12 protein-coding genes are annotated in these 19,574 nt (G+C 41.6%); 6 read left to right on the top strand and 6 right to left on the bottom strand.

The genetic code is table 11. The features are described 5' to 3' along the window. Positions 1-49 precede the first annotated feature (49 nt). From ACI3E5_RS08345 to ACI3E5_RS08330, 4 genes are all read left to right on the top strand, one after another. Positions 50-658 carry a DUF624 domain-containing protein gene (locus ACI3E5_RS08345; protein WP_498821391.1) on the top strand — a complete coding sequence of 203 codons (609 nt, stop codon included), beginning with the start codon at positions 50-52 and terminating at the stop codon, positions 656-658. 3 nt (positions 659-661) lie between these two features. After that, positions 662-2,095, top strand: a complete 1,434-nt coding sequence (locus ACI3E5_RS08340) for a response regulator transcription factor (protein ID WP_325845010.1) — start codon at positions 662-664, stop codon at positions 2,093-2,095. Continuing rightward, positions 2,070-5,549, top strand: a complete 3,480-nt coding sequence (locus ACI3E5_RS08335) for a hypothetical protein (RefSeq protein WP_498821389.1) — start codon at positions 2,070-2,072, stop codon at positions 5,547-5,549. The genes ACI3E5_RS08340 and ACI3E5_RS08335 overlap by 26 nt, the downstream gene beginning before the upstream one ends. Positions 5,550-5,635: 86 nt before the next feature. Then, complete coding sequence (locus ACI3E5_RS08330; protein ID WP_498821387.1) at positions 5,636-8,611, top strand: alginate lyase family protein; 2,976 nt, start codon at positions 5,636-5,638, stop codon at positions 8,609-8,611. A 76-nt stretch (positions 8,612-8,687) separates the two neighbouring features. Here ACI3E5_RS08330 and ACI3E5_RS08325 read toward each other — a convergent pair whose 3' ends face one another. Beyond that, positions 8,688-9,671, bottom strand: coding sequence for an AraC family transcriptional regulator (locus ACI3E5_RS08325; protein WP_325845015.1), 984 nt, complete (start codon positions 9,669-9,671; stop codon positions 8,688-8,690). Between the two features lie 165 nt (positions 9,672-9,836). On the opposite strand from ACI3E5_RS08325, the gene ACI3E5_RS08320 reads away from it, so the two are divergent. Both ACI3E5_RS08320 and ACI3E5_RS08315 read left to right on the top strand, forming a co-directional pair. Beyond that, entirely contained in the window at positions 9,837-11,063 is a 1,227-nt protein-coding gene (locus ACI3E5_RS08320; RefSeq protein WP_325845016.1) for a glycoside hydrolase family 28 protein, read from the top strand. A gap of 29 nt (positions 11,064-11,092) precedes the next feature. After that, positions 11,093-13,171, top strand: coding sequence for a glycoside hydrolase family 36 protein (locus ACI3E5_RS08315; RefSeq protein WP_325845017.1), 2,079 nt, complete (start codon positions 11,093-11,095; stop codon positions 13,169-13,171). 192 nt (positions 13,172-13,363) lie between these two features. Here ACI3E5_RS08315 and ACI3E5_RS08310 read toward each other — a convergent pair whose 3' ends face one another. The 5 genes from ACI3E5_RS08310 to ACI3E5_RS08290 form a co-directional block, all read right to left on the bottom strand. Continuing rightward, positions 13,364-14,035 carry a rhamnogalacturonan acetylesterase gene (locus ACI3E5_RS08310; protein WP_325845018.1) on the bottom strand — a complete coding sequence of 224 codons (672 nt, stop codon included), beginning with the start codon at positions 14,033-14,035 and terminating at the stop codon, positions 13,364-13,366. Between the two features lie 10 nt (positions 14,036-14,045). Continuing rightward, positions 14,046-15,434 (bottom strand): glucuronate isomerase, encoded by a 1,389-nt coding sequence (gene uxaC / locus ACI3E5_RS08305; RefSeq protein ID WP_325845019.1) that lies wholly within the window; start codon positions 15,432-15,434, stop codon positions 14,046-14,048. Positions 15,435-15,454: 20 nt separating this feature from the next. Beyond that, positions 15,455-16,966, bottom strand: coding sequence for a UxaA family hydrolase (locus ACI3E5_RS08300; protein ID WP_498821383.1), 1,512 nt, complete (start codon positions 16,964-16,966; stop codon positions 15,455-15,457). Between the two features lie 12 nt (positions 16,967-16,978). Next, complete coding sequence (locus ACI3E5_RS08295; protein WP_498821381.1) at positions 16,979-18,382, bottom strand: tagaturonate reductase; 1,404 nt, start codon at positions 18,380-18,382, stop codon at positions 16,979-16,981. Positions 18,383-18,452: 70 nt separating this feature from the next. Continuing rightward, complete coding sequence (locus ACI3E5_RS08290; protein ID WP_005229927.1) at positions 18,453-19,433, bottom strand: LacI family DNA-binding transcriptional regulator; 981 nt, start codon at positions 19,431-19,433, stop codon at positions 18,453-18,455. Between the last annotated feature and the right edge of the window lie 141 nt (positions 19,434-19,574).

The raw sequence follows: 19,574 nt of genomic DNA, 5'->3' as shown, positions 1-19,574 counted from the left end.
AAGGTCTATTTCTTTGGGTGATCCTCCTCATTATGGAGGTGATGAAGAGGTGAAAGAGAATTGGGCTGCTTGGCTCTATGAAACGACGCTTTTATTTAGTCGTTTGGTAGCGATGAATCTCTGTTGGTTATTTTTTGTCCTATTAGGTGGAGGGGTTTTTGGCGCTTTACCAGCAACGATCTCACTTGTAGCAGTTTTTCGTAAGGCACTCGTTTCAGAAAATGAGTTTTCATGGCTAAAAGAAGCGTGGTATTGCTACCTAAAGAATATCAAAAAATTCTTCTGGCTTTCGCTCCTATTGTCTCTGATTTGTACAGGTTTACTGTTCAGTAGGGTTTTATTTATACAAAATTCTTTGCTGTTAGAAAGAGCGGCGTACCTTAGTTTGCTCTATTTACTCGTTCTGGTCGTACCTTATTTTTCATTGAATGAAGTACATTTTTCGTTATCCACAAAAGCGCTACTTAAAAATGCTTTTTTATTACCTTTATTCTGGCAGTTTTCTTCAATCAAAATCATCGTTAGTTACAGTGCTGTCTTGGTATTAAGTTTACTTATACCAGGGATCATTCCGATTCTTAGTTTTTCACTCCCTTTATATCTTACAACGACGATTTTGCTCAACCTTTGGAAAAAACAGCTTTCGAAGGAGGCGTAACGGATGTATCGCTGTTTGATTGTTGATGATGAAAAAATCAGTCGTGATGGCATCGCTCAATCGATTGATTGGCAAAATCTAGGGATTGAAATCGTCGGATTAGCCAAAAATGGCGCTGAAGGATTAGCAATGTTTAGAGAAACCACTCCTGAGATCGTTCTTTCAGATATTCAGATGCCCATCATGGACGGACTTGCTTTGGCAAAGAAAATCAAAACACAGGCTCCAGAAACAAAAATCATTATATTATCCGCTTTTGGCGAATTTTCTTACGCACAAGAAGCGATTCAACATGGCGTTCAAAACTATTTGTTAAAGCCAATTGATGAGAAGGAATTAGAAGAAGCTTTGATCAAGCTCTTGCAAGAAATTCAAATAGAAACCAAACGCAAGCATCAAAGGCAAACAATTGATCTTCTCTTCAAACGGGAGATCATACCCTTGGTTAAAAATACCGGGATCGTTACTGTTTTGGATGCCGAAGGATTTATGCCTACAGAAGGTGAAGGGATCGAGGGTGAAATAGAAGGCAATAGAATCTCTATTTTAACACTTACTCATTTTACGTATGAGCGAATCATCTTATCTGGACAAAAGGGGTTTTACAGTAGTTATCGTAGTGATGGTAATGTAGTAAAAAGCTATCAAGAAGCCCGAATGGTGATGGCAATTGGCTTGTTTTGGTCACGAACAAATCTAACGTATTGGCGTGTTGAACAACAAAGAAAAAAATGGCGACAATTTCGTTTTGAGCGAAACAACGAAGTCAATAAATCCTCAAGAAAGCTAGTTGAGGCATTGCATCAGTCTTGCCAAAGTGAAATTCAAGAGACATTGACCAGTTTTTTTCGGTTATTAAAACAGTTTGTCGGATTAGATGCTGAGGAGATGAAAACGACCTGTATGAATCTCCTTCGTAAAGTTGACGAGTATAGTAACTTTCTTGCTGAAGAAGAACAACGTCGCTTTCCAGAAGAAATCATGGCATTAACAACCTTTGACCAAATTGAAGAAAAAATGCACCAACTATTTGAGCAATTACTGATCAATTATCAAAACCTTGACCAGCAGGCGCATTTGTCGATCATTGAAAAAATCGATCGCATAATTGAGCAACAAATGGCAGGGGATCTGACCAATCAGACGATTGCTGAACAAGTTTTTTTGAGTCCAAATTATATGGCAGCAACGTTTAAAGAGTTGACTGGTCGTTTGTTAAGTGAATATATCACGGAAAAACGTTTGGAAAAAGCAAAGGAACTACTTTTGACAACCAATTTGCCGATCGTAAAAATCGCCAAACAAGTAGGTTTTTCTTCTCAATCGTATTTCACCAAAAATTTCAAACGATTTTTCGGAGTCACACCGAAAAGATTTAAACAATTGCACTGGTCGAAACAAGGAGTCGAAGATGAAAAAGAAAGCAACTACTTATGATATTTTATCGTGGAATGAACAATCAGAGGAAAACAAATGTATCTGGCTATTTTCAAATTCTAAAAGAGAAATGCACTGGGTCGAACATGGATTTATCCAGTACCACCCGTGTGCAGCCAATGCGCTAGGTTGGTGGGGCCTTCGCTTTGAAGTGGGGGCGCAAAAAAACAAGCGGATGAAGATTCGTTTGGCATGCAGTGTAAATCGCAATCCACAAGAAGAGGCGATCCGTTTTTTTGAAACTGAAGTAGTGCTGCTTTCGGGGCAAACCCAATATGTGCCTTTCAGCCAGTTTGGATTTGATCAAGGAATGCTGATTTATTTAAAAGCTATTGTCGGCATTGAATGTTGGGGGGTAAAAAAAGAGGCGATCAAACAACTAGAGATTATTGCGGCACCCTGCGTATATATGGATGCTACAATCAAAGGAAAAGCATTGCAGAAAAAACAAGTCGATTATGAGATAACTTTGACGAATACCACCTCAAAACCACAATTTGTTCAGATCGCGCAGCAGAAAATGGGCTGGGAGATTTTGACGACACTGCTTCATGAGAGCGGATCGGATCAACCAATCAAAGGGCTAGAACTGAAGCCTTTTGAAGAAAAAGTGGTTCTCCTCAGTGTATTTGATGATCTCCGTTTTGGTCCATTGGCTTCAGAAAAGCATAAAATCCAACTCATTGATCGTAGAGGTTTTACGCAAACCTTAACCTTTATAACGGGTCGTTACGAAGAAACGTTCACGACCACCCTTTCAAGCGCTGATATCCATGAGATCCAAGAGAAAATAGGCAGCACACCATGGGCGCAGGCAAAGTACCAACAGCTTTATCAAAGGGCTAAGCTTTGGCAGGTACCGAAAATCGATCCTGAATTGCCCTATCTTTTTATGAGTAGGCAATCAGACGAAGCAGGAAATGCTGCGTTGATTTATTTGCTGAGTGAGGAAGAAGTATTTGGAAAAAAAGCGGCTGAATTCTTGAAAGAATTGGTTGACGATGAAAAAGGATACCTTGTTTTACCACATGCAGGAAATCAAGAATTAGTCCATGAAGGTGAGTTTTTTAAGCACGCTGCGCTAACTTATGATCGATTGAAGCATAGCGGTTTGCTTACAAAAGATGACAAACAAAAGATTGAGGAAGCCTTTCGACTATTTATGTCCATTATTCGGGATGAATGCCATCGGGGGAAAATGTCGAATTGGAATTTAGCGGAATTAGCTGGGGTCATTGCTTGTGCTGCTGCTTTACAGGATCTGGAGAAGATTGATTACTTTTTACACTGTCCTGGTGGGGTGATCGAGCATATCAGTAAAGGAATCCTAAATGATGGCTGGTGGTATGAAGCGTCCATTGGTTACAACTTGCTAGCAATGGGTCTTTTTTTAGAAATCAGTCAGATTGTAAACAAATGGGGTTACCAGTTGCATTTGCAAAGAGTCCCAGCAAATTATGCCCCATACTATGATCTTCATCAGAAAGGTTTAGATGAAAGTGATCGCATTGACGGGCTTTCTACAGAAGTCTGGGGTCCTACTGACAAAAATTATCGTTCCATTGAAATGCTGACCGATAGCATGATCGATTATTATGATGAAACTGGCGTGATATTTGGCATGAATGATTCCTGTGAATCGCGAGCAGTTGGTGTCCATCTGATGGACCCAAGATACGATTTAGCTTACCGCTTGTATCAAAAACCCGCGTATCTCTCTTTGCTTAAGACGATTCGACCCGAGGATCGGGATCTTTGTTTTGGTGTCGCTCAGTTACCAGATACTCCTCATGAGAAAAAGGATCCCTATCGTGAGGCTGTCATCGCTGAGGTTGCTGGCATTGCTTTGTTGCATTCGAATGCTCCGAAGCGTTCTGCCGATCAACAATATCAAGTAACTTTGAAGAGCGGAATTTTAGGGGGAGCTCATGGACACTATGATCGATTAGCGTTAAACTCGATGCGACGTTTTGGGAAAAGTTTCTATAACCCGGAAAATGTTTGGTATGCCTATCATACGTTTATGTATAAGTTTTATGTTCAAAATTCGCTCACCCATAATATGACAGTTGTTGATCTCAAGCAGCAAGATCCGGCACCAACGAAAACGTTGGCATGTGTCAGCGAGACAGAGTACCAATACATTGTTCAGGAAATTCGTACGAAATGGTGTCAACCGCCCTATGGTGGTTGGAGAGTCGGCAACGCTGAGACATTTCGCGAAAGATGCTGGCAAGAAGGTCGAAGCGTGTTTATTCCTGATGAGACACCTGAATATAGCCAAAGATCCGCTTTTACTGAAGAGATCCTCCAACGACGAGCAGTTGTAGTGACCGATGACTATGTCATTGTACTTGATTATCTGGAAGGAGAAGATACCCATGCTTTTGATTGTCTATACCATGCAAGTGGATTAAAGGGAATTTTTGCTAAAGAGCTAGAAGCAGATTATTTACTTAGTAATGACCCTCAAGATGCTCGGTACTTTTTAGTTGGCAAAGATATCGAGTACCAAAAGACAACAGAAAAACTTTCAGATGATCCGTTATCAAGCGCTCAGTTTATGACAGATGTGCATTGGTTTCGTGCACAAGAACCATTACGGTTTTCTTTTTCGGTCGATATGCATAAATACAATGATAAGGGCTGGCTCACACCGTTGCGAACCAGTCAAAATCAACCGGGATTACTAAACTTGGCTATTCACATGATCCACCCGCAAAATGCGCCCGTTTTTGTGGGGATGGAGCCAGCATATAGTCAAACACAGCAGCAACTGGTTTATCAGATTCGAACGGAAAAGAGTGTTCTCCATGAAAACAAGATGGGTACATGGATTTTTGGAAAAGAAGAAATTCAAGTAGCTATTCCTGCAAAGAGCCAAACGATCGTTTTAGAAACTAAGACAACCTATGTTGCGAATGAATACGGAAGTGGAAAAGACGTGCCTTTGCCTGCAGTGTTTTGGGGTGAAGGAGTCATCAAGACCCAAGCAAGGGAGAGAATTCCTATTAATCAACTACCACGAGTGACAGAAGGTATCAAACAATCCCCATATGAGAACCGAGATTACTTTGGCGGTCCTATCAAATTTGAAACCCAAGTGATCCAATCCGCTTTGCCAGCCACGCCAATTGCAGAAGCTATTTCTGGAACGATAACGATCGATCTCAGCGGCGTTGATGCAGCATCATTAGAGATTGTGATAGGTGGCGATTATCCGTTAGGAGATGAATCCGATCATCGGCGAGTAGTTGGTATTCGTAAAGAGGGACGAACTGCCCAGTTTGCAACGATTCTCGAGCAGTACGATCAAGAAAGCAAAGTTGAGTCGGCAACGATTTCAGAAAAGACCTTGACTGTAAGGCTAAAAGATGGACGTGAAGATGAATTGAATGTAGCCGATTGGCATTTAGAACAAGCACAATTGCGTTTTAGATCTGGAAAAACATAAATAGCTTTTTTGTGGAAAGAGGCAAGGCATAGCTGATAACGTTGGTCGATTATTTTGACTATTTTTTTAAAAAAAGGAGGCAGAAAATGGGGATCGCAAAAGTTTGGTTTTTGTTGCTTGGTAGTCTGTTGCTTAGTATTTTAAGTGTTCAAGTAGGATTTGCTAGCGAAAGAGAGGAAATCATCATTGTTGATGATGCGTTTGTCTCAAACTTTAATGGTCAACATGGAGAAGTGATGAAAGAACGAAACAGAGAAAAATTAATTGTAGGAAAATTAAGAGAAGCTTATATGAAATTAGCTATCAGTGATTTGACAGACATAGAAACGATCAAACAGATCCAATTGGAAATGGTGACTACTCATGGCGGCAACCAGTTGTTTTTCCAAGAGGCTTCCAATGAATTGACTAGTGGAGGACAAGCCGGGAGTCAGTGGAATTCTGATACGATCACTTACGACAACAAGCCTAGCGTATTGAAGGATACGAAAACGTATGAAGTCACGCTGCCAAATGGAGAGGCAGTAGTTACGTTAGATATCACTGATTTGATCAAAGAAGCCAAAGCTGCGAATCGTCAAGAAGTGACCATCCACTTTTATACAGAAAAAAGTCTTGATGAATCGATTGCTGCATCCGAACTTTTTTCAATTCGTTCGACAAGAGCGCCCTATGTCAAGATTATACGGACAACTGATGAAGTACCCCAAACCATAGAGGGACATAAGATTGGTAATTATTTCACCAACGCTTCATTACCAATGAAGTACATGAAAATCAAAACTGATTCGGGGAGTTACTTTGCCGTTAGGGAAAATGGGGCAATTTACACAGTAGAGAATGAACAAGAAGCAGAGACGTTTGCTTTGTATGTGGCAGAACCGATCCACAAAATAACTGGTTCTTTAAAACCGACAGCTCAAATTCAATCAACCACCACTGGTAAATTTCTGACCTTTCAAAACTATTTTTCAGAATCAGATGAACAAAAAAACTATTATCAAAAGAAAGACGAACGCTTTTTATTCAACTTTACCGCTGCATCCGTCAATGATAATGAACGGTTATCCATTCATTATTATCCTGAGTCAAACCGTTATACGATCGCTTCAGATCTAGATACTTTACGAGACGAACCCTCCGTTACTCATTGGTTTTTACATTGGCAGGAAGGAAGCTTAACTGCTAGTCGACAACAAAATCGACCAGCGTACTTTGTTTTTGAAGAAACTGAGTTCTCAGGAGCACTGATTGTTGACCATGAAATACGTGCAAATCAAGTGTTTGTTCGATGGTTGCCGATCACAAGTGATGATCTGCCAGATGACTATCAATTAAATGTTTCAGCTAAAGTTCAGAAAACAAGCGACTATTTTCAAGCTGTTTTCCCAGTAGCGGATTTGCCTGAAAGCATCGAAGTTACTTATCAGCAGGCAACGTATACGGTAAAAGGAGTAAGTGAAGCTAGATCCTTTACCCATCCAGGTATACAACTGACCACTGAACATCTCGATCAGATGAAACAACGAGTCGCTGAGAAAAAAGAACCCTGGTATAGTGATTATTTAAAACTTAAACAAGGGGTCTCCAATGATCAAAGTGCATTGACATTTATAGATACGCCTTTAGAAGGAGTGGGACGCGGTGCTCCAGAAGGTCACGGCAATATCGGTAAATTTGAAAGCGCTAGCAATGCAGCGTACTTTTTAGCCCTACAATGGGTCATCACAGAAGAGGATGACTATGCACAAAAAGCTACAGAAATCATTAATGGCTGGTCGCAAACCTTAAAAGTGATTGATGGCCGTGATCGCATTTTGGGCGCTGCGATCAGTAGTTCAAAATTAATAGAAGCAGCAGAGATTCTTGCGCATTATCAAGGTGGTTATTCTGGATATACTGCCGAAGATATCAGCCAAACCCAAGAAATGCTTATTAATACTGTGTATCCAGTAATTGAAGATCTAGGGGTTCCGATGTTAGCAAACGGCAACTGGGATACGGCGGCTATGAATGCGATGATGGCGATTGGTCTTTTTACAGATAGTCAACCGATCGTTGAGCGGGCGATCAATCTGTATCAGTCGATTCATATCAATGGATCGATTGCTGTCTATGTCAGCGATACGGGGCAATCGGTTGAAAGTGGACGTGACCAAGCACATGCACAGTTAGGGATCAGCTATTTGGCATCTGTGGCTGAAGCCGCTGCGAATCAAGGGATCGATCTTTATTCATTACATGATTATCGCTTAGTGAGAGCCTTTGAATGGGCTGCCAAGTACAATTTATTTGAAGAGGTGCCATTCACCCCCCTCATGAACGTTTTCCAAAACCCGAATCGAGGGTATTGGACCCGGCTAGATAGTGAACGTATCAATCGCGGAGAGTTGCGCCCAATATATGAACAAGTGGCAGCACGCTTTCACGATAGTCCCGTTGATACGACCTGGACAAGCAAAGCTGCTGCAGCAATGCGCGCCCAAGGGTACATCCATAATGATCATTTGAATTTTTCAACGTTGACTTTTTACAATGGCCCGATTTATGAGACTGCGCCAAGCTTAACTTTGCGAATAAGAACACGCTTAGAACCTTGGTATGAAAGAACCTTAACCAAAGTAGGCGACGAGTATGTTTATGAAACACGAAATTCTTATTTATCCGCTAACGATGCAAGTCTTCTACAAATCAGTAAAAAATATGTTGAAGCTGATCTATTCCAACTAATTCCTCTGGATGGAGGGAAGGTTGCACTGTGGAACCAATCAGCAAACTGTTACTTGTCAATTACAGATGAAAAAAATGCTGCCGGTGATCAGTTGATCAAAGCAAATCAAACAGAAATTACTGAAAGCGAGACGTTTTCTGTCATGGGAACGGGACGAGGATTTGTTTTTCTGACCGCTCCGTTTTATGAGGATCGAATCATAAAAATCGATCTTTCAGCAGTTGCAAAAGAGCAAGACCCTGAATTGACACTCGTCTTAGGACAAAAACAAACAACTGATGCAAATGCACTTGCAGAAGAAGAAAAATTGCTTTTTTATTACGATTTCTAAATAAAAGAACAAAAAACATTTGCAGCCACCTTGAACAAGTTCCGCTAAAACGGACCAAAGGTGGACAAATGTTTTTTTATTGATGATTTTCTTTCAAAATCTGATAGATAAGCTTCTTTAGTGCCTCATTGCCTAATTGCTGTGGTAATGGGGCGGAAAGATTCATTTGACTAGAATTTAGATTGGTTTGCGCATTTTCTGCTCGATAGTCAGAAGGGGTTAAGCCATTTTTCTGTTTAAACGTCCTCATAAAATGTTTTGCATCGGAAAAGAAAGCTTGATCAGCTACTTCGTTGACCGATAAATTGGTTGTTGCTAAAAGTGTTTTTGCATAATCAATTTTGATGTTTACCATATACTCTTTGATACCAATTCCCTGTTCCTTTTTGAACAGTCGGCTAAGATAATTGGGATTCAAGCCAAAATGGTTAGCAATATCAGATAAGTGGAGTTCACTTGTAAGGTTGACTCGAATCCACTCGGCAATCAATGCAGTTTTTTTGACATGATTTTTTGCGGTATGTGCCAATTGATTTAGGTAATCATCACAAAGAGCGATCAGTAATAAGGTTAAAGAAAAATCATTCCCCCGTTGTGTGTATTGTTGTCTTTTTCCGTTTGTAAGCAATTGATTAAGCAAAACAACGATTCGTTCGGGATACTTTAACTGGAATCGTTGGGGGAGAAAGATAAAATTATTTAACTCTGTTGGCATCGTTAGTGTTGCTAGATCCTGTAGGCCTTTTTGTAACATAGGCTCTTTTAAAGAAATCGTTTGGTAAGAAGCAATGAAATGTAGCCAGTAAAAATGAACTTCATGTTCAATTGTAGCAGCAGCTTTGATTTTCGCATATGGCGGTATCAAAAAGCATTCGTTTTCCTTGATCAATACCTCTTTTTCGTTGATGGTCAAGGAAACATCGTTTTTTATTGGCAAGATAAGTTCAAAATTTTCGGAATGATGGGTTTCTTTGTGGCGCCATGTTTGATTTTTATTGTTCGAAAACAACCCACTCCATAAATTGAAAATTGGTAGATTTAAATGAATCTGATAGATCATTCGATACTCCTTCATAGCAAAGACATTAGAAAGGTAACTTTCTGACACCAATTATATCGTTTTTTCAGTTATTCAACAATTAGATCCGCATTATAATTGACTTGTATTCATTTTTGAGAAATGACTGGGTGGAAAAAAATGATTATTGGACAGGAGGAAATGAAAATGGAAGACCAAAGGAACACGTTTATTATCACTGATTACGGGGTGTCAACAAATTCAGAAAAAAATCAAACAAAGGCGATTCAATCATGCATCGATGCTTGTCGAAAGGCTGGAGGAGGAGAAGTAATCATACCAGAGGGGGACTATTTGATTGGCTCTTTACGTCTTTATTCAAATATCACCTTACGTTTAAAATCTGGGGCAATCTTAAGGGGAAGCCAAAACTTAGCGGACTATTGTGATTTTCAAGTACCAAGTACGATCAACTACTTGCACGATGAATACTACAAAAAAATTTGGCATTTACCTGAGTATTATTTTTATGCCATGATCACGGCTTTTAAAGAAGAAAATGTGAAGATCATCGGGGAACCTGGATCGTTGATCGATGGTCAAGATACTTTCGACGAAAATGGGGAAGAAGGCTTTCGTGGACCGATGGGGATCATTCTTTCCCAAATCACGGGGGTTCATTTAGCTGGTTATTGTTTTAAAAATAGTGCTAACTGGAGTCATACGATCGATGGCTGTCAAAATGTCCAAATAAACAATGTAACCATCGAAGCGGGGCATGACGGATTCAATCTACATCATTCCACCAACATTTATGTCCGTGATTGTCATCTAGCATGTGGAGATGACTGCTTTGCTGGGTATGACATTGAGCAGCTGATGGTAGAAGATTGTTTTTTAAATACAGCTTGCAACGCAATGAGGATCGGTGGCGATACGATTACCTTTAAAAACTGTAGGTTTCAAGGTCCAGGGCGATATCCTCACCTTTCAGAAAATACGTATTATACCCATGCCATTTTTAAATACTATGCGATTGAGGCAGATACGATTCAAAAAGATGCCCAAAACATTCGCTTAATTGATTGTAAAATCGCTGACGCAGATAAGTTTCTTGTTTACGAGTATGGCGAAAAGAAACTAATGCAAAATAATCGACCTTTGCGCCAGTTATTGATAGAGAATTGCTCGATTTCTGGGATTCGCAAGACATCAAACTTTTTTGGGAACGGTGAACAGGTCCGATTACAATTTAAGAATCTCAAGATTGATTATGCAGGGGAAGCTTGTTTTCTTCGGGTGGACGAAAGTGTTCAACTGGAACTTCAACAAGTGGAATTTTTGAATCCGACGAAGATTGAAATTGGGAAAAACCAGGTGATTGAATTGCAAGGACTTATTACGCAGCGCTTTTTTAAAGGAATCGATCAGTAGGCAGTATACAAATGAAAGGAGACCGTTATATGCAAAAGTTACGCACGGTCGTGTTTGGCGATATGACGATCGACTACTATCAATCCGCCGAATCTGTGGAATGGCTCCTTAGCCCAACTTCTTTGCATCATGAAGTACAGCTACCTAAAAAGACCAAATTTGATTCCTTGATTCAAGCAAAACTGATAGGTGATGATTACCCAAAAGGGTTTAGCACAGGGAGTACGATGCGGAATAGTGCAACAGTCAAAAGCCTTCGATTAGTGAAACAAATCGATAAACAGGAATCGAATAAAAAAGAAATTGCTACCACCTTAGCTGATGATAGAGGAAATCACTATACCCATTATGTAAGCTGGCAGATAGGGTTTCCAGTAATAGAAACTTATGTGACCTTTGAAAATCGGACGAAGATTCCCCAGACGCTTGAAATGTTGGCAAGCTTCTCATTGAGTAATCTTAGTCCATTGTATGATGAGAATCCGATAGGCAATCTGAGCTTGATCCGCTATCAAAGCAAGTGGAGTTTTGAAGGGCGTAAAACCATGCAATTGCTTGAAGACTTACAGCTTGAGCCCTCATGGAAACCTTCTGGTGTAGGATTAGAAAAATTTGGGCAAGTGGGTTCGATGCCAGTTAGAGGGTGGTTTCCGCAAGCGGCAATCTACGACAAACAAAAGGATATTACATGGGCAGTTAGTCTTGCGCAACCAGGATCATGGCAGTTTGAAGCGTATCGTCTTGATGAGGATTTTTGTTTGTCGGGTGGATTAGCAGACCGAGATTATGGCCATTGGCTAAAAGCTGTTATGCCGGGTGAAGTTTTTGTCACTCCAAAAGCATACCTAACCGTGACTTGCGGGAATGAAGCAATTGCCGCCCAAAGATTAACAAAGATATTGACGTTACCTTTGGCACAAAAACAGCATCCTACGGAAGAGGATTTGGCAATCCAATTCAACGAATTTTGTACATCTTGGGGACGACCAACAGAAGCTATGACTTTGAAAAATTTGGCTGCCTTAAAAGGGAAAGCGATTCAATATTATGTCATTGATGCTGGCTGGTATGCCAATCAACATGGATGGGAACGTAGTCATGGTGATTGGCAAGTAAGTTCGTCACAGTTTCCCAATGGATTAGAGACGGTGATCGCTGCTATCAAGCAGCATGATCTGATTCCGGGCATTTGGTTTGAAATTGAAACAGTCGGAGATCAGTCAGTTGCCAGTACGTTTTTTGAACATCTATTGAATAAAGATGGACAGCCTCTAACCGTCGGCAATCGACGCTTTTGGAATATGCGAGATCCTTGGGTCATTGACTATTTACAAGAGAGAGTAATCAATTTTTTAAAGTACTATGATATCGGATATTTGAAAATCGATTATAATGAAAATTTTGGGATCGGTTTTGATGGGAAGGAATCTTTTGGCGAAGAAAGTCGCTTACAGCTGTTGGCAACACAGGCATTTATTAAACGCATTCAGCAGCAATTGCCTGATTTAATCATCGAAAACTGTTCGTCAGGCGGTCATCGCTTAGAGTATTCAATGATCCAACTGACGGATCTGTCGAGCTTTTCTGATGCTCATGAGGCAATCAGTGTCCCAATCATAGCCGCAAATTTGCATGACCATCTTTTACCGAGACAAAGCCTGATTTGGGCGGTCATTAGAAAGCAAGATTCACCCCAACGGTTGTTTTATTCTTTGATCAGTACCTTTTTAGGAAGAATATGTCTATCCGGTGATATCAATGAGCTTTCCAAAGAGCAGTGGAAAGTGATTGATGATTGTTTCGTCTTTTACGATCACTGTCGTCCTTTGATCAAGGATGGAACGACAACTGTCGTCCGAAGTCAGATTCTTTCCTATCGAAAACCAACTGGTTATCAAATCGTTCAACGGGAGCTTGGTGATCAAGCCTTGCTCATCATTCATAACTTTGACCAAACAATGGTTGAACTACCTTTGGATTTTCGTACGATTCTTCATACCTGCGGATTTGAGTGCCAGGGAATCCAGCTTCAAAAGAAGAAAAATAAGTGGTACCTTTCTTTTCCTTCTCCCTTAATGGGGTGTGCGATGCTCATTAAGCTTCGTTAGCATTTTCTTTCTATCAAAATTCAATCATTAGATAGCCTTTTAAACTAAGTAGAATAGAGGAAGTGACCGCTCAAAGTTAGACGAAAAATGCTAACTTTAAGCGGTCACTTTCAAATTCTGAAACGAACCAGTTTGGGGGATACATGGTTTCTTCTAATCTAAATGGGGAAGATTCAACACGAACAATGAGTTTCAATCTAACAAAACTTGTTGTGCAAGCGGTAATGGAGCATTTGTCAAACATTTGGCAACTAATTTGGCGACGGCTGTAGCACCTTGGTCATTCAAATGCGTGTTATCCGTAATGCCGGCTGGATAATTGGTGTGCTGGTTTTTTTCTAAATGAAGAAAATAGGTTTTCGCCTGTTGTGGTTCCAGTGCTGAAAAGAACCGTTGTGTTGCGGCAAAAAGATCCAGACAGACCACATCCAAGGAGGTAGCCAAAGCACGCATTGCTTCTGGGTATGGACCGACTGCCAAAGGATCAAGTTGCTGTTGGTCCACGTAATGCAAACGAGTGATCGAGGTCAATAGGATCGGTGTCGCTTGCTGCTGGCGTGCCGTTTGCACAAAGGTTGCTAAATTATGCTGATATTCTACAGGTGTCGTACCACGACTATCTGTTTTTTGATCGTTGTGTCCAAATTGAATCAAGAGATAATCACCAGCATATAGTTCTTTTTTTGCCTGCAACAAGCGTCCTTCTTCAATGAAGCTTTTGGAGGAACGCCCATTTTTTGCCAAGTTGACGATTTGATGCTGGGGGAGATAGCGTGAGATCTTTTCACCCCAGCCCGTTTCTGGACGAGCGCTAGGCTCTTTGATCGATGCGGTGGAATCACCGACGATGACGATTTTTTCCATTGTCTTTCTCCTAAAATTTGAAGTAGTTGTTGGCGTTTTGATAACAGACATTTTCTACTAATGGTTTTAGCTGACGAAGATCAGCAGGTGCTTCACCACGTACAACGATCTCAGCAAGCCATTCACAAAAGACGCGTCGGAAATATTCATGACGGGTGTAAGACAAAAAGCTTCTTGAATCCGTCAGCATACCGACAAAGTTAAAGATCACACTGCCGTCTGCGAATTTCGTCAATTGGTGACGCATGCCTGCGCGGGTGTCGTTATACCACCAGCCAGATCCTAACTGCAATTTATTATTGCCTTCTTGCTGGAAGCACCCCATCAAAGCGACGAGTGCATCATAGTCATTGGGATTTAAGGAGTAGAGAATCGTTTGAGGCAAATGGTCCTGCGCATCAGCAGCGTTCAATAATTTCTGCAAGCTTTGAGTCAGTGGTTGATCATTGATGCCATCGTAGCCCGTATCTGGTCCCAAGCGCTCAAACATTCGTTGATTGCAGTTACGGTACGCATGGACATGCAGTTGCATCGTCCAACCATGTTCGTGATACAGCTTCATCAGTTCAACTAGAACATTGTTTTTGAAGAACGAGACTTCGTTTTCCTCCAAAGATTCTCCAGCTAATGCTTTGGCAAAAATTGCTTCAAGGGATAACTGTTCGTCTGCAGCATACACTAAAGTATCCAGCGCATGGTCAGACAAGCGGCAGTGATGCTGGTGAAAGTAGGTTACACGGTCCCGCAAGGCTCTCAAGAAAGCATCGTAGGTAGTGATCGCGTTTTCGACACTCTTTTCGAGTTTGGTAACATAGGTAAGAAAATTCGGATGGTCGATTTGTAACGCTTTGTCAGGTCGAAAGGTCGGCAAGACCCGAAAACGTTGTTCTGTTTGGCTTAATTGGTGATGATAGTGAAGATCATCGACTGGATCATCTGTGGTGCAAACGATCTCGACGTTACTGCGAGCAATCAAAGCTCTTCGGGTAAAGTCTTTTTGCTGCAATTTTTCGTTGCATAGCCTCCACAAAGTTTCGGCGTTTTCTTCAGTAACGGGAAGATCGATCTCAAAAAATCGCTTTAATTCTAAATGGGTCCAACTGTAAAGGGGATTTCCCACCAATTTTGGCACTGTTTGACACCATGCCAAAAATTTTTCATAATCACTGGCATTGCCCGTAATCGCTTCTTCGGGTACGCCACAAGCGCGCATCAATCGCCATTTGTAATGATCACCACTTAGCCATGCCTCGGTGATCGTTTTAAACGGCCGATCCTCATAGATTTCTTTCGGGTCTAGGTGGCAGTGGTAATCAATGATCGGCAGCTCTTTGGCAAATTCATGGTAAAGTGTTTGAGCAATTTCATTTGGCAATAAATAGTTTTCATTTAAAAACATTTTGAACCTCTTTTCTTTGATTATAGTGTCACGCCATTTTTAAAGATGGCGATCTCACGAACGTTGTTGGCTTCATTACGCGTCGGTTTTCCACTGGCAGTATCGATGATCGCTTGAATAAAATCTTCCAGCACGACCTCCATCGGCTCTTCCAACAAGCGACCAGCGTTGAAATCCATCCAGTGGGGTTTCTTATGATAAATTTCTTGATTCGTAGCAACTTTCATGGTCGGCACATAGGCACCAAATGGCGTGCCGCGACCAGTGGTAAATAAGACGAGTTGGCAATCGGCAGAAGCCAGTGCAGAAGCGGCAACAAGGTCGTTTCCTGGACCTTCCAGCAGGCTCAAGCCTGGCTTACGGAGTTTTTCCCCATATTTTAAGACATCGACGACAGCGGAAGTCCCAGATTTTTGGGTACAGCCTAATGACTTATCTTCTAGCGTAGTGATACCGCCTGCCTTATTGCCAGGAGAAGGATTTTCATAGACCGGTTCACCGTATGCAAGGAAATAATCTTTAAAGTCGTTGATTAGATGGAGAATTTTTTCAAAGGTGGCTTCATCTTGTGCACGCGCCATCAAGACTTGTTCAGCGCCAAACATTTCGGGTACTTCCGTCAAGACTGTACTGCCACCTTGAGAAACTAAAAAGTCAGAAAATGCCCCCAACAAAGGGTTGGCGGTGATCCCAGAAAACCCGTCGGAACCCCCACATTTTAAGCCGATCTTTAGCTCACTCAAGGGAACGGCTTCTCGTTGATCCTCTTTTGCTGCTTCCAGTAATTCTTCTAATAAGCTTTCGCCGACCGCAATTTCATCGTCGCTTTCCTGTGCCACCATAAATTTGACGCGCTTTGGATCGTAGTCACCCAGTTTTTTCTTAAACTCGGGAACGGTGTTGTTCTCACAACCTAAGCCAAAGACCAAGACGCCACCGGCATTTGGATGATGCACCGCATCAATTAAAATTTGACGGGTGTTTTGATGATCTTGGCCTAACTGAGAGCAGCCGTAGGGATGTTTAAGGATCGTAATATGATCAAAAGTGCCAAGATCTGGATGATTCTTCTTGAAGTTTTCAACAATGATCTCTGCGATGCCATTGATACAACCAACTGTTGGTACGATCAGTAAATCATTACGAATCCCAACTTTGCCATTTGCCCGTCGATACCCTTGGAACGTCGCAGCCCTTTTTGGATAACGGACGGGATGCAAATCGGGGGCATAGGAGTATGCTAAGGTACCAGAAAGGTTGGTTTTGACATTGTGGGTATGCAACCATTGGCCAGTTTTCACGTCAGCTAAGAGATGTCCAATGGGATAGCCATATTTGATCACGTCTTGTGATTGTGCGAGGTCTTTAAGGGCGATTTTGTGTCCTTGTGGAATATCCTCAAAAAGGGTGATCGTTTGACCTTCAAATGCAAGAGTCGTTTTAGCAGCTAGTGGTTTTAATGCGACTGCGACATTATCTTTAGGGTGCAATTTCAATAGTTGCGCGGGTGTTTCTGTTAATGTGCTGGACATAAAGATTCTCCTTTATTTCAAACTTGGCTCAGGGGTGTCAATCGACGCAAGTAACTGGCGGGGTCCGTCTTGTTTTAGACATGCGCACATTTCATTGATCGTCTCTGTCATAAAGCTCAGGTCTGCATGCCAAAGTTGCTCATTTTTTAATAGAGCTGCGATCTGTTCTTCTGCTGGTAATTGTTTCACTTGCTGAAATATGGTTGTCACTAGCTCATCATCTTGAAAGGGTCGTGTGAGATAGAAAGTCAGCAATCCTGCCAGTGCGGCAGTGATTCGTTTTGGTACCTGCTGGTTTTGTTGGACATAACGACTTAAGACTGGTTGAAGACGCGCACGGAATTTAGAGACGCTGTTTAAAGCGATCGATTGCAGCTGATGCTTCACATAAGGATTTCTGAAGCGCTCTTTGATTTGGTCCGCATAAGCTGCAAGCTGTGCTTTAGGCAAATCAAGCATTGGAATCAACTCTTCCTGAAAAAGACCATCCAAAAAGGCTGCAAATTCACAGTCGTTCATTACTTCTTCAACGGTTTCTAAACCCGCTAAAAGACCGAGTGGAACCATCGCCGTATGAGGACCATTTAATAAATGTACTTTTTGTTCACGGTAAGGAGTCATATCTTCTGTCACGATCACATTCAACCCAGCTTCTTGCAAAGGGAGCTTTTCGGCTACGCCGTTTCCTTCGATCACCCATAGCATAAAGGGTTCCGCAGTGACCATTACGGCATCCTCGTAGCCAAGAACCTCTTGGTATTGTGCCACTTTGTCGCGAGGATATCCTGGAACGATCCGATCGACTAAGCTGCAGCAGAAGGTGTTTTCTTTTTTTAACCAGTTGACGAAGTCTGATTCCAAAGACCATAATGCGGCATATTGTAAGACGATCTCTTTTAGTTTTTCCCCATTCCGATCGATCAATTCACAAGGAATGATCAAAAATCCCTTTTTTCGTAGTTGAAAACGACGATACAAAAGAGCGGTCAGTTTTGCGGGAAAACTTTGGGGAGGGGTATCGTGTAAGGTATCCTCTGGGTGAAACGCAATACCTGCTTCCGTCGTATTAGAAACGATGATCTCAAGTTGCTCGTCTTCGGCTAAAGCAAGATAGTCTTCCCATTGCTGATAAGGATTCAGCACTTGATCAATGGTGGAGACGACTTCAAATGTTTGAGATAAAGCGCCATCGACAAGTCCTTCTAAGATAACGGTGTAGAGATTTTCTTGTTGTGCCAACAGCTCTTTCAAGCCGTGATCAATCGGCTGTACCACAACGGCACTGCCGTTAAAAAGACCTTGCTTGTTCATTTGCTGCAGCTGCCAGTTAAAAAAGCCCCGCATAAAATTGCCTTCCCCGAATTGAATCACTCGGGCTGGATAGGTTTGATGGGGATGTTCGGTAATTTTTTTCATAGAATCCTCCTTAAAAAATAGTTATGCACACGTTAACATTTTTGCGTGAGCGCTCTTGAAAACAAGAGGCTTACAGCGATTGACGAATGATTAACGAGGTATCAAAGAAATGTTGTTTCTCAACTACTTGATTGGCAAATGCCTGCAACAGCAGGGTTGCTGCCAATTGACTCATTTCATAGACTGGTTTGCGGATCGTTGTTAATGGGGGATACGTATAGGGAGAAAAAGAACTATCATCAAAACCGATGATACCGATCTCCTCAGGGATCTTTCGTCCTGCTTGATGACAGGCATTGATCGCACCGATCGCCATGTCATCATTGGCGCAAAAAATCACTTCAGGTGGTTCAGGTAAAGCGAGTAGTTGCTGGGCACCCAGCTGACCGCTTTCCAACGAGTAGTCGCCAGCTACGAAGTATTCTTTCGGGCAGACAAGCTGCTTTTCTTGTATCGCTTTCATAAATCCTTTGCGACGCTCTCTAGCGGAGCCAAAGGAAGCGATCCCTTCGATCATGGCGATCTTTCGAAAGCCTTGTTCAAGCACATAGGTGATCATTTGATAGACCCCTTGGGCATCATTACTAGTGACATTCATCAAGGTTGCATCCTGCAATTGACGATTCAAAACGACGATAGGAATGTTTTTCTTTGAAAGAGCAGCGATAAAGCCGTCATCACGATCACTTTGACTCATCACGATCGCTCCATCGAGGCGATTAGGCTCTTCATCAAATGTATCGGATTGCAATAATTCATGAACCGCCAAAGTATATTCGGATGGTAGGGTATCACTGATTCCTTTGATCACTTCGACTAAAAAGCTATCGGAAGTACCAATGGATAGATGAGAAAAATAAAGACCAATGATATAGGATTTTTGATTCACCAGACTTTTGGCATTGACATTGGGCACATAGTGTAAAGATTCAGCGATGGCTGCGATCTTCTTTTTTGTTTCTGGCTTAATTAATGGGCTATCGTTTAGCGCACGAGAAACAGTTGTATGTGAAACACCAGCGACTTTGGCGATATCTTTGATCGTGACCATAGAAAACCTTCTTCCTTTTTGCTTGATTCAAGCATAGCTTGTTCCCACTAGAATGTCAATACACCAAGGATGCACACGTGAAACATTTTTCAAAATAACATAGGAACTTTTTCTGGGATGTGCTAGTATAAAAGAAGATAG

The organism is Candidatus Enterococcus avicola (assembly GCF_047470845.1).
Taxonomy (GTDB): Bacteria; Bacillota; Bacilli; order Lactobacillales; family Enterococcaceae; genus Enterococcus_D; species Enterococcus_D casseliflavus.
The sequence above is the reverse complement of the archived record's forward strand: the minus strand, read 5'-3'. Positions and strand labels throughout refer to the sequence as shown.

What these genes read in the sequence shown, in the direction of transcription:
- ACI3E5_RS08295 (WP_498821381.1), bottom strand. Translation starts at nt 18,382, where the DNA reads ATGAAAAAAATTACCGAACATCCCCATCAAACCTATCCAGCCCGAGTG.
- ACI3E5_RS08310 (WP_325845018.1), bottom strand. Translation starts at nt 14,035, where the DNA reads ATGGAAAAAATCGTCATCGTCGGTGATTCCACCGCATCGATCAAAGAG.
- ACI3E5_RS08330 (WP_498821387.1), top strand. Translation starts at nt 5,636, where the DNA reads ATGGGGATCGCAAAAGTTTGGTTTTTGTTGCTTGGTAGTCTGTTGCTT.
- ACI3E5_RS08320 (WP_325845016.1), top strand. Translation starts at nt 9,837, where the DNA reads ATGGAAGACCAAAGGAACACGTTTATTATCACTGATTACGGGGTGTCA.
- ACI3E5_RS08340 (WP_325845010.1), top strand. Translation starts at nt 662, where the DNA reads ATGTATCGCTGTTTGATTGTTGATGATGAAAAAATCAGTCGTGATGGC.
- ACI3E5_RS08335 (WP_498821389.1), top strand. Translation starts at nt 2,070, where the DNA reads ATGAAAAAGAAAGCAACTACTTATGATATTTTATCGTGGAATGAACAA.
- uxaC (WP_325845019.1), bottom strand. Translation starts at nt 15,434, where the DNA reads ATGTTTTTAAATGAAAACTATTTATTGCCAAATGAAATTGCTCAAACA.
- ACI3E5_RS08325 (WP_325845015.1), bottom strand. Translation starts at nt 9,671, where the DNA reads ATGATCTATCAGATTCATTTAAATCTACCAATTTTCAATTTATGGAGT.
- ACI3E5_RS08315 (WP_325845017.1), top strand. Translation starts at nt 11,093, where the DNA reads ATGCAAAAGTTACGCACGGTCGTGTTTGGCGATATGACGATCGACTAC.
- ACI3E5_RS08290 (WP_005229927.1), bottom strand. Translation starts at nt 19,433, where the DNA reads ATGGTCACGATCAAAGATATCGCCAAAGTCGCTGGTGTTTCACATACA.
- ACI3E5_RS08300 (WP_498821383.1), bottom strand. Translation starts at nt 16,966, where the DNA reads ATGTCCAGCACATTAACAGAAACACCCGCGCAACTATTGAAATTGCAC.